16 protein-coding genes are annotated in these 15,132 nt (G+C 60.8%); 14 read left to right on the top strand and 2 right to left on the bottom strand.

The features are described 5' to 3' along the window. Nucleotides 1–19: 19 nt before the first annotated feature. Nucleotides 20–1,063, bottom strand: coding sequence for a substrate-binding domain-containing protein (locus N1937_RS27535; protein WP_260060152.1), 1,044 nt, complete (start codon nt 1,061–1,063; stop codon nt 20–22). A gap of 216 nt (nt 1,064–1,279) precedes the next feature. Between N1937_RS27535 and N1937_RS27530 the strand changes: the two genes are divergently transcribed. The 6 genes from N1937_RS27530 to N1937_RS27505 all read left to right on the top strand — a co-directional run bounded on the left by N1937_RS27530 (nt 1,280) and on the right by N1937_RS27505 (nt 7,593). Further along, a complete protein-coding gene (locus N1937_RS27530; RefSeq protein WP_260060151.1) occupies nt 1,280–2,314 on the top strand; it encodes a Gfo/Idh/MocA family protein in 1,035 nt (344 codons plus the stop codon). Between the two features lie 11 nt (nt 2,315–2,325). Beyond that, entirely contained in the window at nt 2,326–3,225 is a 900-nt protein-coding gene (locus tag N1937_RS27525; RefSeq protein WP_260060150.1) for a sugar phosphate isomerase/epimerase family protein, read from the top strand. 101 nt (nt 3,226–3,326) lie between these two features. Further along, nucleotides 3,327–4,589, top strand: coding sequence for an ABC transporter substrate-binding protein (locus tag N1937_RS27520; protein WP_260060149.1), 1,263 nt, complete (start codon nt 3,327–3,329; stop codon nt 4,587–4,589). A gap of 66 nt (nt 4,590–4,655) precedes the next feature. Beyond that, nucleotides 4,656–5,564 (top strand): carbohydrate ABC transporter permease, encoded by a 909-nt coding sequence (locus N1937_RS27515; protein WP_162116685.1) that lies wholly within the window; start codon nt 4,656–4,658, stop codon nt 5,562–5,564. 3 nt (nt 5,565–5,567) lie between these two features. Next, entirely contained in the window at nt 5,568–6,455 is an 888-nt protein-coding gene (locus N1937_RS27510; protein ID WP_017969209.1) for a carbohydrate ABC transporter permease, read from the top strand. 61 nt (nt 6,456–6,516) lie between these two features. Continuing rightward, nucleotides 6,517–7,593, top strand: a complete 1,077-nt coding sequence (locus N1937_RS27505) for an ABC transporter ATP-binding protein (protein ID WP_260060147.1) — start codon at nt 6,517–6,519, stop codon at nt 7,591–7,593. A 27-nt stretch (nt 7,594–7,620) separates the two neighbouring features. Here N1937_RS27505 and N1937_RS27500 read toward each other — a convergent pair whose 3' ends face one another. Next, nucleotides 7,621–7,785, bottom strand: a complete 165-nt coding sequence (locus N1937_RS27500; RefSeq protein WP_260060146.1) for a hypothetical protein — start codon at nt 7,783–7,785, stop codon at nt 7,621–7,623. A 51-nt stretch (nt 7,786–7,836) separates the two neighbouring features. Here N1937_RS27500 and N1937_RS27495 point away from each other — a divergent pair, with 51 nt between their 5' ends. The 8 genes from N1937_RS27495 to N1937_RS27460 are packed head-to-tail and all read left to right on the top strand — an operon-like array spanning nt 7,837 to nt 15,092. Then, entirely contained in the window at nt 7,837–8,859 is a 1,023-nt protein-coding gene (locus N1937_RS27495) for a LacI family DNA-binding transcriptional regulator (RefSeq protein WP_170260238.1), read from the top strand. Between the two features lie 38 nt (nt 8,860–8,897). Next, the gene (locus N1937_RS27490) at nt 8,898–9,851 is read left to right on the top strand and encodes an ABC transporter substrate-binding protein (RefSeq protein WP_260060144.1); all 954 of its coding nucleotides are present in this window, start codon (nt 8,898–8,900) and stop codon (nt 9,849–9,851) included. Then, complete coding sequence (locus N1937_RS27485; protein ID WP_260060143.1) at nt 9,848–10,669, top strand: ATP-binding cassette domain-containing protein; 822 nt, start codon at nt 9,848–9,850, stop codon at nt 10,667–10,669. Before N1937_RS27490 ends, N1937_RS27485 begins: the two co-directional genes overlap by 4 nt. Next, nucleotides 10,666–11,670 carry an ABC transporter permease gene (locus N1937_RS27480; RefSeq protein WP_260060142.1) on the top strand — a complete coding sequence of 335 codons (1,005 nt, stop codon included), beginning with the start codon at nt 10,666–10,668 and terminating at the stop codon, nt 11,668–11,670. The genes N1937_RS27485 and N1937_RS27480 overlap by 4 nt, the downstream gene beginning before the upstream one ends. Before the next feature lie 4 nt (nt 11,671–11,674). Continuing rightward, nucleotides 11,675–12,754, top strand: a complete 1,080-nt coding sequence (locus tag N1937_RS27475) for a phosphotriesterase family protein (protein WP_260060141.1) — start codon at nt 11,675–11,677, stop codon at nt 12,752–12,754. A 36-nt stretch (nt 12,755–12,790) separates the two neighbouring features. Beyond that, nucleotides 12,791–13,564 (top strand): glutamine amidotransferase, encoded by a 774-nt coding sequence (locus tag N1937_RS27470; protein ID WP_260060140.1) that lies wholly within the window; start codon nt 12,791–12,793, stop codon nt 13,562–13,564. Nucleotides 13,565–13,599: 35 nt separating this feature from the next. Beyond that, nucleotides 13,600–14,442 carry a BtpA/SgcQ family protein gene (locus N1937_RS27465; protein ID WP_260060139.1) on the top strand — a complete coding sequence of 281 codons (843 nt, stop codon included), beginning with the start codon at nt 13,600–13,602 and terminating at the stop codon, nt 14,440–14,442. A 2-nt stretch (nt 14,443–14,444) separates the two neighbouring features. Beyond that, nucleotides 14,445–15,092 carry a TenA family protein gene (locus tag N1937_RS27460; RefSeq protein ID WP_260060137.1) on the top strand — a complete coding sequence of 216 codons (648 nt, stop codon included), beginning with the start codon at nt 14,445–14,447 and terminating at the stop codon, nt 15,090–15,092. Nucleotides 15,093–15,132: the final 40 nt, after the last annotated feature.

Below are 15,132 nucleotides of genomic sequence, written 5' to 3'. Positions count from 1 at the left end.
GGAAGCAAGCCGATAGTGCTCAGGCCATGACCCCAACCCGAAACGCATCGCTTTCGCCCGGCATCAGTTCGAGCGGCCAGATGATGTTGCGCTCGCCTCCCGGATAGAAATCTCGATAGGCAGGCATGTTGGCGAGAAGCATCTGGCCGAGCGCAACACCGAGATCGTAGAGCGAGATGCGGAAGCAGCTCAGCGACGGCTGCAGGAACCGTGCGCGCGGAGCGTCGCGGAAGCCGATCACCGCAAGGTCGCGGCCGGGCATGACGCCCGATTCCATCAGGCGGCGGTAAAGGCCGATCGCCATCAGCTCGTAGATCAGGATCACCGCCGTCGGCCGCTCTTCGAGCAGCAGCAGCTCATGGGCCGCCTGATAGCCGCCCTGTTCGCTCGACCTGACGCGGATGACGAGTGAGGGGTCGAAGGCAATATCGTGCCGCTCGAGCGCCCGGCGATAGCTGTCGATAAAGAGATAGCCGAGGTTGGCCTCGCTCGATGGCGCGGTGATTGCGATCCGGCGATGTCCCAGCGTGATCAGCCGCTCGACAGCATGGTCGGCCACGCCCTCGAAATCGAGATCGATCCAAGGAAAATTGCTGGCCGAAAGGCTGCGGCCGAGCGCGACGAAGGGGATCTTCGCCCGCGACAGAAAGTCGATGCGTCGGTCGACGCGCTGCGTGTCCGAGATGATCATCGCGTCGACGATGCGCCGCGCCACCATCCGCTTCAGATATTCGTGCGGATCCTCATCGCTCGGGCAGGGCAACATGATGAGGTCGAGCTTGTGACGAGCAAAGACGCTCTGCAGGCCGCTGGTGACGCCGAGGAAGAAGTTGTCGGCATTCTCGACCGTCTCCTTGCTGGATTCGATCATCAACCCGATGACCTTTGTCTCCCCCTGCCTCAGGCTCCGCCCAGACTGGTTGGCGACGTAGCCGAGTTCCTCGGCCGCCGCCAGCACCCGCCGGCGGGTTTCCTGATTGACATCAGGCTTGCCGTTCAGCGCGCGGGAGACCGTGCCGATCGAGATATTCAAGTGTTCGGCAAGCTGGCGAATCCCCTTCATCGCTGACGATTTTCCCCGGAGCATGATGCCGAAAAGTGTGCGCGGTTTTCGGACGACATCTTGCTCCCTTTCTTTAATTCAGATCCGTCCGGATCGGGGGCCCGTAATTTCCCAGTTGGCGTCTATTGACACCGCAAAATGTTTCCGCATACAGTCGTAAACGTTTACGGAGTGCGTGTCACGAGGAGAGTTGACACCATTCCCCTGGAGGAAATCGTGAAATTCAGTGCCATTCTGTGCGGGTGCGGAGCTATGTCCAAAGGTTGGTTGCGAGCCATCGCTTCCAACCCTCTGCTGGCCGACTCCATCACCATTGTCGGCCTCGTCGACCTGAACCGGGAGACGGCGGAAAAGCTTGCCGGGGAGTTCAGCCTTGAAGGCGCCGTCATCGGTTCGGACCTGTCCGACGTGATCGCGGCCACGAAGGCCGACCTGGTCTTCGATATCGTCATTCCGGCTGCGCGCTACGACGTCGTTTCGGCCGCCCTCAAGGCCGGCTGCCATGTGCTCAGCGAAAAGCCGATGGCGGCCTCGCTTGCCGAGGGCGCCGCACTGATCGATCTTGCCGCCGAGACCGGCCGCATCCACGCCGTCATCCAGAACCGTCGCTTCATATCAGGCGTCAGGCGCCTGCGCCGCTTTGTCGATAGCGGCGCGATCGGCGAACTCACCGGCATCCATTGCGACTTCTTCCTGGCGCCGCACTTCGGCGGCTTCCGCGAAGAGATGGACAACGTCCTGCTTCTCGACATGGCGATTCACACCTTCGATGCGGCGCGCTACGTCGCCGACAGGAAGCCGCTCGCCGTCTATTGCGTCGAGCGCAATCCGAAGGGTTCGTGGTACCGGCACGGCGCCGCAGCCAACGCCATCTTCGAATTTTCCGACGACATCGTCTTCACCTACCGCGGCTCCTGGTGCGCCGAGGGCGAGCGCACCAGCTGGGAAAGCCAGTGGCGTCTCGTCGGCTCGAAGGGAATGCTCACCTGGGATGGCGAGGAGAGTTTCAAGGCGACTGTCGCCGGCGAAGAGCCCGGTCTTCTACGCGGCTCTGCAGCCGTAAACGTTCCCGGTCCGGAACATGACGAGGAGACCCATGGCCACGCCAGCGTCATCGCCGACTTCATCGCGGCGATCGGTACCGGCAGACGGCCCGAGACGGTCAATTCCGACAATATCAGAAGCCTTGCCATGGTCTTCGGCGCGATCGAAAGCGCCAAGACGGGCAGGCGCGTCGAAATTTCAGCATAGGATCAAGTGACGTGAGCAACCCTGCAAAATCCATTCGCATCGGCACCATGGTCAGCGGCAACAAGGGCGATGCCGCTACCAGCATCGGCGAGATCGCCGATATGGGCTTCGAAAGCTTCGAGCCCTTCTTCTGGCAAACGACCAAGGGCCAGGACCTTGCCGAGCTCGGCAAGCGCTGCCTCGATGCGATCGGCGACCGCGACATCACCATCTCGACGCTCGGCATGTTCGGCAACCCGTTGGAAGAAACCGCAATCGACCTCGAAACGCTGGAGGGCTGGAAGCACTGCATCGACAATGCCCATCACTTCGGCGCCACCTGCGTTGCCGGCTTCACCGGCCGCATCCGCGGCAAGCCGCTGACCGACAGCCTGCCTCGCTACAAGCAGGTCTGGAGCGAGCTTGCCAAGCGGGCGGCCGACAAGGGCATCAAGATCGCCTTCGAGAATTGCGCCATGGACGGCAATTGGGCAAGCGGCGACTGGAACATCGCCCACAATCCAGATGCCTGGGAGCTGATGTTCAACGAGACCCCGGATGATAATATTGGTCTGGAATGGGAGCCGTGCCATCAGATGGTCTATCTGATCGATCCTTTGCCGCAGATCCGCAAATGGGCGCACAAATTCTTCCACGTCCACGGCAAGGATGCGACCATCCGCTGGGAGGTCATCAAGGAACACGGCATCTTCGGCAAGGAGAAGTTCGTCTTCATGCGCACGCCGGGCTTCGGCGACAGCAACTGGACCGACATTATTTCAGAACTGCGCCTTGCCGGCTGGTCTGGCTCGATCGACATCGAAGGCTGGCACGACCCGGTCTATCGCGACGCGCTTGAAATGACTGGTCAGGTTCACGGGCTCAACTATCTGAAGAAGTGCCGGGGCGGAGATTTCGTTGTTGATCCCTGATCGACCGCCTAAGCTAGGGCCATCGGGCTGGGAGGCCCGGCGGCGCCACGCCTGACTAACTTGGTTTTTTCGCGGCGCAGCCGCTTTTTTGGGAGGAAAGCATGAAAAGAATTGCAAGACTTGCGCTGGCACTCGGCACGGCGATGCTGATGACATCGGTCGGCCATGCCGAACAGAAGACCTTCAAGATCTGGTGGTTCGAGGAGCCGACCACGGCCCAGGGCATTGTCTGGAAGAAAGCGCTCGAGGAGTTCAAGACGAAACATCCAGACATCAACGTCAGCTTCGAGCAGAAGACCTTTCAGCAGTTGCAGGCCTCAGGCGGCATGATCCTCAATTCCGATCAGGCCCCCGACGTGCTCGAGTACAACAAGGGCAATGCGACCGCTGGCTTGGTTGCAAGCCAGGGATTGCTCACCAACCTGGATGACTATGTGAAGAAGGAAGGCTGGGACAAGATCCTTAACGAAGGCGATTTTGTCCTTAGCCGTTATGACGAAAAGGGCATCTATGGTTCCGGCCCTGTTTGGGGCGTTTCGGTCTTCGGCGAATATGTCTCGTGCTTCTACAATATTGACATGTTCGAAAAGGCAGGCCTCAAGCCGCCGACGACGCTCGAAGAGTGGGTCGCTGACATGGAAGCCTTCAAGCAGAAGGGTCTCACGCCTCTCGCGCTCGGGGCGATCGACACCAGTGGCCAGCACTTGCTAGCCTCTCTAGCCTATACCAAGGCCGATGACGCCTGGGTCCAGAATTATCAGGGCTTGAAGGCTCCCCTCGACGGCGCGCCCTACCTCTATGCGGCGCAAACATTGCTCGACTGGGTCAAAAAGGGCTACATCAACAAGGACTCCACGGGCATGAAGGACCCGGACGCGGCTCTGCTCTTCACCTCCGGCAAGGCGCCGATGTACGTCTCGGGCACTTGGAATCTCGGCACCTTCGCCTCGACCATCAAGGACTTCGAGTGGGGTCAGTTCGTCATTCCGACGCCGAAATATTCGGTTGGCTCGACAGGCAATCTCTGGGTCGTTCCCAAGGGTAGCAAGAATCCCGATCTCGCCGCCGAGTGGATCAGCCTGACCTTGTCGCCGAAATACCAAGCTGAACTCGGCAATGCCGGCGGCGTGCCGATCGCCGCTGATCTTTCCGTCATCACCAACCCCATCGGTAAGAACGCCGCAGCGGTTTTCAAGCAGATCTCTGACAAAAACGGCCTCGGTTTCTATCCTGACTGGCCGGTTCCCGGCTACTACGACGTGCTCAACCAGAAGGACACCGGTCTCTTCCAGGGCAGTCTTACTGCGGAGCAGTTCGTCGAACAGATCAAGCAGGTTTACGACGACACGCAGGAAAATCAGTAGCGCGACCTTGAACGCTGGGCTGCGCCGAAGGCGCGGCCCAGCGGGCGAGGCTGAAGGAAGAATGATATGGCCATATCCAGCCAGCGATCGAGCGACGGTTCACGAAGCTATAGCCTCTATCTCATTCCGGGGACGATCGGCTTCATTCTGATCGTACTCATACCGCAGCTTGCGAATCTCGGGCTGAGCTTCACGGCATGGAAAGGCGTCGGCACGCCACGACCGGTCGGCCTGCAGAACTATCATCGCCTGCTGACGGATGATCAATTTTGGGGATCGATGTATCACACGCTGCTGTTCATCGTTTCGATGACCGTGATACCGGTGTGCATCGGCCTGGTCCTGGCCGCTCTGCTGTTCGACTATGTCAGGGACCAATTCGGTGAATGGGTCTCGAGCTTTTTCAGAGCCGGCTTTTACTTACCGCAGATTCTGCCCGTAACGGTCGCGGGCGTCCTCTGGGGTTGGATTCTCAATCCCGTCGGTGTCATCAACATCACGCTAAAGGCCATTGGCCTTGATAATCTCGCACAGAACTGGATCGGCGATGCGACATACGCGCTCGCTGCCGTCTCACTGGTCATTGTCTGGATACAGGTCGGTTACTGTCTGGTGGTTTTCATGGCCGGTCTTTCGCGCATCGACCCTTCGCTCTACGAGGCTGCCGAGCTCGATGGGGCAAACTGGTGGAGCCGGCTGGTGACGATCACCATTCCACTTCTGGCGCCGGAGATTTTCGTCGTTGTGCTGACCACGCTGATCGCAGCGCTTAAAGTCTTTGCGCCAATCTTTGTCATCACCGCCGGCGGCCCCGATAACGCCACCCTCGTGCCATCCTATCTGACTTACTACCACTTCTTCACAACACAGCGCGTCGGCTATGCCGCAGCCATCGCGGTCGTGCAAACGACTCTGACGATCGCTTTGGCTGTCATTTTCCTACGCTTCCAGAGCCAGCAGGAGTCGAAGGAGTAGATCATGGCTTACTCAGTTCTCAGCGATGGTACGACCAAGGCAAAGGCGACGGTGGCAGCCGATCGCGCGCGACGCGATCCCATGCGGTGGGTGGTGCTGGCCATCCTTATTCTACTCCTCGCCTTTACGCTGTTTCCCTTTTTCCTTGCTCTGCTCAACGCCGTCAAGGCGAGTGCCGAATACGCGGTCGGCGGACCGCTTTCGATTCCCCGGTCGATCGATCTCACGGCGATCGAGAAATTCTGGACCGTGTCTGATTTCAGCCGCAAGCTGCTCAACAGCGTGGTGATCAGTCTCGCCGTGTCGGTGTTAGGGGTACTGATAAGCCTGTTCAACGCCTATGCGATTGGGGTCGGCAAGGTGCCGGGTTCGCGCGTGATTTTGGTGGTCTTTCTTCTGGGCATTATGGTGCCGCAGGAATCGATCATCTACCCACTTTACTACATGGCGAAAGCGAGCGGTCTCTACGATACGCAGCTTTCCGTGATCATTATTTTCGCGGTCCTGCAAAGCGCGTTCGGGACTTACCTGCTCTCGACCGTGCTGAGTACCTTTCCCAAGGAAATCCTCGAAGCGGCCGAGATGGATGGTTCGACCCACTGGAAAACGCTGTGGTTCGTCATCGTCCCAGTACTGCGGCCAACACTCATGGTCCTCGGAACCTTCTTTTTCATCTGGACTTGGAACGAATTCTTGATCCCGCTCGTCATGCTGGTGTCCAACAACAACCAGACGGTCTCGGTCGCCATGGGCCTTACCCGCGGTCAGAATATGTCGGACCCGGTGCTGCAGGCCTCGGCGGCTTTCCTGGGTATAATACCGACCGTGATCTTCTTCTTGATCTTCCAGCGCACGTTAACGCGCGGCATCGCCGCCGGAGCAGTCAAATGACAACGTTTTTCACCCTTGGCCATCTCATCGGCCCCGCTTGGGGACCAGCAAGGTTTTCGGCATGAGCCAGGACATTCAGATCGAACTCTCGGGCATCGAGAAACACTACGGCGCTTTTCATGCGCTGAAGAATGTCAACCTTTCAATTCCCAAGGGCACGTTCGTCGCGCTGGTCGGCCCGTCCGGATGCGGCAAGTCCACGTTGCTCCGCTCGCTTGCCGGGCTGGAAAAAATTACCGGCGGCACGCTGAAGATTGCCGGCGAGGTGATGAACGACGTCCCGCCGCGGGAGCGCAATATCGCCATGGTTTTTCAGAGTTACGCGCTGTATCCGCATATGACGGTGGAACAGAACCTGACCTATTCGCTGAAAATGCACGGCGTCCCCAAGGCTGAGGCAAAGCGGAAAGCCGAGGAAGTCGCTGTCATCACCGGTCTTTCACGGCTGCTAGACCGTTATCCGCGCCAGCTTTCGGGAGGCCAACGGCAGCGTGTAGCCATGGGCCGCGCCATTATCCGCAACCCCCAGGCCTTCCTGTTCGACGAGCCGCTTTCCAATCTTGATGCAGCGCTACGCGTCTCGATGCGCAAGGAAATCCGCGCCCTGCACGACCGGCTGGGCGCCACCTCGGTGTATGTTACCCATGACCAGATCGAAGCGATGACGATGGCCGACCATGTGGTGGTGATGCGCGACGGCATCATCGAACAGCAGGGCGCGCCGCTTGATCTCTATGACCGGCCGGCGAACCGGTTCGTCGCCGGTTTCATCGGTTCGCCAGCGATGAATTTCATTCCCGCGATTGCCGCGGAAGACAGCAAGAGCCTGATCCTGGATTTCGGCGCGGTGAAGCAGACGCTTGCGATCAACCGCACCATCGAGCCTGGGCGTAAGCTCATCGCCGGCATCCGGCCGGAACATATCGGCGTCGTCGAGCCCGGGCATGGCAGCTTCGACGTGCCGATCGCCTTCGTCGAATCGACCGGCTCGTCGACTTTCATCGTCGCGGAGACCCAGCCGGAAGTGACGATCGTCGAGACGCGCCGCGACAGGGTCAAAGCGGGAGAGATGATCGGACTTTCGGTCGATCCGCACCAGATCCATCTCTTCGACGCGTCGACGGACCACGTCATCTAACGGCACCAGCGCGCCGGCTTGGCAATGTCATAAATCGAACCCGGTGACGCCGTCGAGCCAGATCTCGAAGCCATCACCGGCGACTGGCTGCGCTCGAGCCGAGGATCGGCTGGCGGCCTGCCGGTCGAGCTTCGATCGGCTCGCAAGAAAAACAGATCCTGCACATTCATCGATGTTGACAACGGCGAGCAATCGATATCTTGTAAAGCGCTTTACTAAACCGCTTTACAACAGGTCCAGTCAATGGCCAAGGGAACGACACCAAGCTTGAAGGATGTTGCGGCGGCTGCGGGCGTGTCGGTCACGACCGTGTCGCGTTTCGTCAACGGAAGCCTCGACCTTCCTTTTCAGACCAAGAAGCGTATCGAGGATGCGATCAAGACGCTGAACTACCGGCCGAACCCGCATGCGCGTCGCTTAAGCAGGGGGCGCTCGGACACGATCGGCCTCGTCGTGCCCGATATCGCCAATCCCTTCTTCGCGACCCTCGTCGCCGCCGTCGAGCAGGCGGCCGATGAAAAGAAGCTGGCGGTCTCGTTGCACGCCACGCTCAATCGGCCGGGACGCGAGATCGAATATCTGCAGCTGATCGAGCGCAATCACGTCGACGGCTTGATCTTCGTCACCAACCACCCAGACGACGGCGCGCTTGCCGCGCTGATCAACGGCAGCGGCAAGGTCATCATCGTCGACGAAGACATTCCCGATTCGAAGGCGCCGAAGCTGTTCTGCGACAATGAGCAGGGCGGTTATCTCGCCGGCCAACATCTGGCCGAGCAAGGCCATCGCCGTGTCCTCTTCATCGGCGGCGACGAGCGCATGATCAGCGCCCGCAGGCGTTATGACGGCCTGCTGAAGGCGCTCAGAGAACGGTATGGCGACGAAGCCAGGGCGGATCGTTATGCCGGCGAATACACGATCGAATACGGCCGCGCGGCGGCACTCGACTATCTCTCCGGAGACCAAAAGGCGACGGCGATCTTCGCTAGCTCCGACGAGATCGCCATCGGGCTGGTCGAGGTCTTCAGAAGCCGAGGCATCTCGATTCCTGATGACATCTCGGTCATCGGCTTCGACGACGTCGGTCCGCTTCATCTTTTTGCACCGCCGCTGACGGCCATCCGCCAGCCGGTGCGCCAGATCGGCCGGCGGTCGCTGGAGCTGCTTCTGGAAACCAATTGGCACGAGTGGAAACCATCCGCTTCGGAGGAACTCCTGCCTGTCGAAATCGTGGTGCGGAACTCCGTTGCGCCGCCTGCGAAATAACAATCAGCAACGTCAAAAAACCAAAAGAGGATGAGAACATGACAGTGAATTTGACAAGACGAACGATGATCGCAGCCGCCGGCTTCACGGCATTGACCTTCATCGGCCTGGCCAGCGCTGCGGCACAGGAAAAGAAGACCATCGCGCTGGTGCAGATCAACCAGCAGGCGCTTTTCTTCAATCAGATGAATGAGGGCGCCCAGAAGGCGGCCGATGCCGCCGGCGTCAAGCTGGTGATCTTCAACGCCAACAATGAGACGACCGCGCAAAACAGCGCGATCGAAACCTACGTCCAGGAAAAGGTCTCCGGCCTTGCCGTCGTGGCGATCGACGTCAACGGCATCATGCCGGCGGTCAAGCAGGCGGCCGATGCCGGCATTCCGGTCGTCGCCATCGACGCCATCCTGCCTGATGGCCCGCAGAAGGCGCAGATCGGCGTGGACAATGCCGCGGCCGGCGCCGACATGGGCAAATACTTCCTCGACTACGTCAAGGCGAACATGGGCGGCAAGGCCAAGCTCGGCGTTGTCGGCGCGCTGAACTCGTTCATCCAGAACATCCGCCAGGACGGCTTCGAGAAGACCTTGAAAGGCGTCGACGGCATTGAAATGGCCGGCGTCGTCGACGGGCAGAACATCCAGGACAACGCTCTTGCGGCGGCTGAAAACCTGATCACCGCCAATCCTGATCTGACCGCGATCTACGCCACCGGCGAGCCGGCCTTGATGGGGGCGATCGCCGCTGTCCAGAGCCAGGGCAAGCAGGATAAAATCAAGGTGTTCGGTTGGGATCTAACGGCCGAAGCCATTGCCGGCATCGATGCCGGCTTCGTCGTCGCCGTCGTCCAGCAGGATCCGGCCGCAATGGGCGGTGCCGCCGTCGACGCGCTCGTCAAGGCTTCGGCCGGCGAGGCCGTCACCAAGACGATCTCGGTACCGATCACCATCGTGACCAAGGAGAATGTCGAGCCGTACCGGGCCGTCTTCAAATGATCGCAAGCGGACAGCGTGACATCGCTGCCGCCGGTTCCGGAGGGGTCGCATCCTCCGGAAGCGGAACATCCGGCGGCACCCGATCCGACCCGCGCATCTCGCTGCGCGGCATCCGCAAGTCGTTCGGCTCTCACCAGGCCCTGCGCGGCGTCGATCTCGACATCTTCCCTGGCGAATGCCTGGGGCTCGTCGGCGATAACGCCGCCGGCAAATCGACGCTGACGAAAATCATCTCGGGAACCTACATTCCGGATGCCGGCACGATCACCATGGAGGGCGAAGAGGTTCGCTTCTCCGGCCCCGCGGATGCGCGTGGGCGTAACATCGAAATGGTGTTCCAGGATCTCAGCCTCTGCGATCATATCGATGTCGTCGGCAATCTCTTCCTCGGCCGCGAACTCAGCCGCGGGCCGTTTCTCGACACCAGGACGATGCTGTCCGAGGCCCGCAAGATGCTGGATTCGCTCGAGATCCGCATCCCGAGGCCGACCGGCAAGGTCGCCCAGCTCTCCGGCGGGCAGCGCCAGGCGATCGCCATTGCACGCGCCGCCTCCTTCAAACCGAAGGTGCTGATCATGGATGAGCCGACCTCGGCACTTGCCGTGGCCGAGGTTGAGGCGGTTCTCGCCCTGATCAACCGCGTCAAGGCAAACGGGGTCTCGGTGATCCTCATCACCCACCGGCTGCAGGACCTCTTCCGGGTCTGCGACCGTATCGCGGTGATGTATGAGGGCACGAAGGTGGCCGAACGGCAGATCGGCAGCACCAACCTCGAGGATCTCGTCAGGCTGATCGTCGGTGAAGGAGCCAGACAATGACAGCTTATACGGAACGCGGCCACGGCTCGCGCGTCGCCGATTTCTTCGGTGAACACGCACAGGTCCTGTCGATCGCCATCTTCTTCCTGGCCTGCATGATCTTCTTCTCGATCGGCAGCGAAACCTTCTTCACGCTCGGCAACATCCTGAACATCGTGCGCCAGGCAGCCCCCATCCTGATTGTCGCCATCGCCATGACCTTCGTCATCATCACCGGCGGCATCGATCTGTCGGTCGGCTCGCAGGTCGCCCTCGTCAATGCAGTCGCGGCGATCGTCATGGCGATGGGTATTCCCTGGCCGTCGGTCGTCATCGGCATGATCGTGCTCGGCGGCTTCATGGGGCTGGTCCAGGGCTGGTTCACCGCCTATCAGGGCATCCCGGCCTTCATCGTCACGCTTGCCGGCCTCTCGATCCTGCGCGGTCTGGCGCTCTATCTGACCCAGGGCTATTCCATTCCGATCAAGGATGCGCCGGGCTTCTTCGCGCTCGGCCGGGGCGAAATTCTGAGCTTCCCGATCCCGGCGGTCATCGCCATCGCCATCGCCATTCTCGGCTACGTCGTCATCACCGCGACCAAATATGGCCGGCAGGTCGTGGCGGTCGGCTCCAATGCGGAAGCCGCGCGGCGTGTCGGCATGCCGGCCAAATGGATCATCGCCTCGGTCTATATCATCTCCGGCATCGCCTGCGCCGTCGCCGGCCTGCTGATCGCCGCTCGTCTCGGCTCCGGCTCGTCCAATGCCGCCGTCGGCTTCGAACTGCAGGTAATCGCTGCCGTCGTGCTCGGCGGAACGTCGCTGATGGGCGGACGCGGCACCATCCTGGGCACCGTGCTCGGCACGCTGACCATCGCCGTCATCGGCAACGGCCTGATCCTGATGCACATATCGCCGTTCTTCACCCAGATCGTCACCGGCGCCATCATCCTCGTCGCCATCTGGCTGAACACGCGCATCTTCACGGCCAATTTCCATTTCCGGCTGAGCAGGAAAGGATGAAGCGATGAGCGAACAGAATGGAGAGAACCTGTCCGAAGCGCATGTCCGGTCGGGCAAGGTGATGACCGTGACCGGTCCGATTTCGGCGGATGCGCTCGGCGTGACGCTGATGCACGAGCATATCCTCAACGACTGCCGCTGCTGGTGGCATGCGCCGAAGACGCCGGAACGGCAATATCTTGCCGAAAGCTTCGTCTGCATGGAGATCCTCGGCGAACTCCGGCAGGATCCCTTCGTCAACAAACACAATATCACGCTCGACGACGAACATCTGGCGATCTCCGAGCTCAAGGACTTCGTAACAGAAGGTGGCCGCACGGTAGTGGAGCCGACCTGCAAGGGCATCGGCCGCGATCCCCAAGCGCTCCAGCGCATCTCGAAAGCATCCGGTCTCAACATCGTGATGGGGGCGGGTTATTACCTCGGCTCCTCACATCCGGAAGGCGTCGCGACAATGAGCGTCGATGACATCGCGCTAGAGATCCTCCGCGAGGCGAGGGAAGGCGTCGACGGCACCGGCGTCAGGATCGGCCTGATCGGCGAGATCGGCGTCTCCTCGGATTTCACCGCCGAAGAGGAGAAGTCGCTGCGCGGTGCGGCACGCGCACAGGTGCTGACCGGGCTTCCGCTGATGGTGCATCTGCCGGGCTGGTTCCGTCTCGGCCACCGCGTGCTCGACGTGGTGGCCGAGGAGGGGGCGGATCTCCGCCACACCGTGCTTTGCCACATGAATCCGTCGCATGACGATATCGCCTACCAGAGCGAGCTGGCAGAGCGCGGCGCCTTCATCGAATACGACATGATCGGCATGGATTTCTTCTATGCCGACCAGCAGGTGCAGTGCCCGAGCGACGAGGAGGCGGCGCGCGCGATCGTGCGTCTCGTCGAGGCCGGTTATCTCGACCGTATTCTTCTGTCGCATGACGTGTTTCTGAAGATGATGCTGACGCATTATGGCGGTAACGGCTACGCCTACGTCCTCCGCCACTTCCTTCCCCGTCTTCAGCGGCACGGCCTCGACAGGACGGTTCTCGACGAAATGATGCGCAGCAATCCGCGCCGCGTCTTTCATGCCGGAGCCTAGCTCCACCCAATCAATGATCACAGGTAAACGCAGACCATGACTAAGAAAATCCTCCTTGTCGGCGAAAGCTGGGTCAGCTCCGCCACCCACTACAAAGGCTTCGACCAGTTCGGCAGCGTCACCTTCCATCTCGGCGCCGAACCGCTGGTGAAAGCACTCGCCGGCAGCGCCTTCGAGCTCATCTATATGCCGGCGCATGAGGCAGTGGAGAAATTCCCCTTCGATATGGCGGGGCTCGATGCCTACGACGCCATCATTCTCTCCGATATCGGCGCCAACTCGCTGCTGCTGCCGCCGGATGTGTGGCTGCATTCGCGCACGGTGCCGAACCGGCTGAAGCTCCTGAAGGTGTGGGTGGAGAAGGGCGGCGGCCTGCTGATGGTTGGCGGATACTTCTCCTTCCAGGGCATCGACGGCAAGGCGCGTTGGCGGCGCACCCCCGTCGAAGACACGCTGCCGGTCACGTGCCTGCCTTATGACGACCGCATCGAAATTCCCGAAGGAACCGTTGCCGAGGTAGTAAAGCCCGAGCATCCGACGATGCGGGGCCTCGAAGGCACCTGGCCGGTGCTTCTCGGCGTCAACGAGGTCGAAGTGCGCGAGCGCGCCGATGTCGAGATCATCGCGCGCCTGCCTCAGGATCAGGGCGGCTATCCGCTGCTCGTCGTCGGCACGCATGGCACCGGGCGGACCGCGGCCTGGACGTCGGATATCGGCCCGCACTGGCTCTCGCCCGCTTTCTGCGAATGGGAAGGCTACGGCCAGCTCTGGAAGAACATCCTCGGCTGGCTCACCGAAAAGCAGGCGTGATGTCAGCGCCGGGCGGGAATTGGAAAGGGAACGACATGCAGGAAATTTCGGACAGGCCGTCCAACGCTATCAGCGATATCTTCGGCAGGGACAAGGTTCTGATCGGCATGATCCATTGCCCGGCCTTTCCGGGCGCGCCGCGCTACCGGGGGGCTGCGATGGATGCGATCTACGACGCCTGCATGCGCGACGCAGAAGCCTGCGTGGAAGGCGGCCTGCATGGGCTGATCATCGAAAATCACGGCGACGTGCCGTTCTCGAAGCCCGAGGATATCGGCCCCGAGACGACAGGTTTCATGTCCGTCGTCACCGACCGGATCGCGCGCGCGGCCGGTATTCCGCTCGGCGTCAACGTGCTTGCCAACGCGCCTATCCCGGCCTTTGCCATTGCCATGGCCGGTGGCGCCAAATTCATCCGCGTCAACCAATGGGCCAATGCCTATGTCGCCAATGAAGGCTTCATGGAGGGCAGGGCTGCTGAAGCCATGCGCTACCGCTCGCTACTGAGAGCCGAGCACATCAAGGTCTTTGCCGACAGCCACGTCAAGCATGGCAGCCACGCCATCGTCGCCGACCGGTCGATCCAGGAGTTGACGCGCGATCTCGCCTTCTTCGATGCCGACGGCGTCATCGCCACCGGCCAGCGGACCGGCAATTCGGCAACGATGGAAGAAATCGAGGAGATCGGTGCGGCAACACACCTGCCGCTGCTCGTCGGCTCCGGCGTCAACAAAGACAATATCGTCGATATTCTCGCCCGCACCAACGGCGTCATCGTTGCGTCTTCGTTGAAGCACGGCGGCGTCTGGTGGAACCCGGTCGACGTCGAGCGGGTGCGCGCCTTCCGGGCGGCGGCCGAACCGGGACTGGAGGGCTGAGCATGGCAGCAGAAAGCCTTTCAGACCGCATCCTGCGCGAGAACAACGCCGTCCTCGGCACGATGCTCAGCCATCGCTTCGTCGAGGACGTCAAGAACGACAGGCTGAGCAAGGAGGCTTTCGAGCGTTATCTCGTCTATGAAGGCGCCTTCGTCGACAGCGCCATCTCGATCTTCGCCTATGCGGCGGCGACAGCCGGAACGATAGCGCAGAAGCGTTGGCTGATCGCGGTTCTCGATGCGCTTGCCAACGAGCAGATCACCTATTTCGAGCGCACCTTCGCCAGCCGCGGCATCGATCCCTCGTCCTTCGATACCGGCATCGCCGAAGTCGAGGCCTTTCGCACCGGCATGTTGGAGATCGCCCGCCAGGGCGGCTTCCTCGACACGGTCGCGGCGATGTTTGCGGCCGAGTGGATGTACTGGACCTGGTCGAAGGAAGCAGCTAACCGCCCGATCAGCGATCCCCTCTTGAAGGAATGGGTCGACCTGCATATCGATCTGAATTTCGCCGCCCAGGCGCAATGGCTGAAGAATGAACTCGACATGGCAGGAGAAACGCTGGAAGAGGGTGAAAAAGCGCGGCTCAGCGCGATCTTCGCCCGGGCGATGCAGCTCGAGATCGATTTTCACGATGCGCCTTACCTCTAGAGCAATTCCAGGAAAAGCGCGCAGCGGTTTTCCCAGGCAA

The sequence above is a fragment of the Rhizobium sp. WSM4643 genome, assembly GCF_025152745.1.
Lineage (GTDB): Bacteria > Pseudomonadota > Alphaproteobacteria > Rhizobiales > Rhizobiaceae > Rhizobium > Rhizobium leguminosarum_I.
This window is presented reverse-complemented; position numbering and strand designations above follow the sequence as displayed.